An 880-nucleotide genomic window follows, 5' to 3' on the forward strand; every position below is an offset into this window, starting at 1 on the left:
TCGCAGGACACGTAGTGCTTCAAGTGCAAAATTAGCACGCTAAAGAAAACGAAGTAGTCTTCGTATTAATGGGTAATTATGCTTCTGATGAAGCAAAAGAAATCGCACGATTAAAACGTGAACTTCGTGATGCACAGGACGCTCTTGATGTACTAAAAAAAGCAATCAACATTCTGGGAAAATGACGGAAGCCATTTATCTCGAAGTTGCTGAGAAGGCAGAAACTGCCCATAAGGCTGGACGCCGGGTTTCTGTCTCCGGAATGTTGAAATATCTCGGCGTTTCCCGTTCTGGTTACCGTGCATGGCTAAAACATGTTCCTTCAAACGCTGAACAGCGTCGTGAAACGGTAAAAGCCAAAATCAAGGATATTTATGATGAATCAAAACAGAATTACGGTGCCCCAAAGATTACCAAAGAACTGCGAAAATCAGGGGAAATAATCTCTGAACGTACAGTTGGTAAATACATGAGGCAAATGGGAATCAAAGCACAATGGGTAAAACCATGGACTATTACCACAAAAGATTCTGACTTCAGTAGCGAATTGCAAAATATCCTTGATGAACAGTTTAATCCGGAACGCCCAAATGCTGTCTGGTGTTCTGATATCACATATATCTGGACGATAGACGGATTTGTTTATCTAACCAGTATTATGGATTTATATTCCAGAAAAATCATTGCCTGGACACTTTCTAAAACACTGGAAGTATCCTGCGTGATTGAAACAATAAATAAAGCTAAAGCAAGACGTAAAATCGAAGAACCATTGATTCTGCATTCCGATCGTGGCAGCCAGTATGTATCCAAAGAATACAAGAGGATAACTGCCGGTATACAGTGTAGCTATTCGAAAAAAGCTTATCCTTGGGACAAC

The 880-nt window shown here is 40.5% G+C and carries 1 protein-coding gene; it reads left to right on the forward strand.

Annotation, left to right across the window (positions count from 1 at the left end; all coding sequences use genetic code 11):
* Positions 1-181 precede the first annotated feature (181 nt).
* Positions 182-880 (forward strand): IS3 family transposase (locus ABE613_RS15095; protein ID WP_347376813.1); only part of this gene is annotated, 699 nt, incomplete at its 3' end.

Origin of the sequence: Dorea chungnamensis, assembly GCF_039832125.1 — a bacterium.
Taxonomy (GTDB): domain Bacteria; phylum Bacillota; class Clostridia; order Lachnospirales; family Lachnospiraceae; genus JAFBIX01.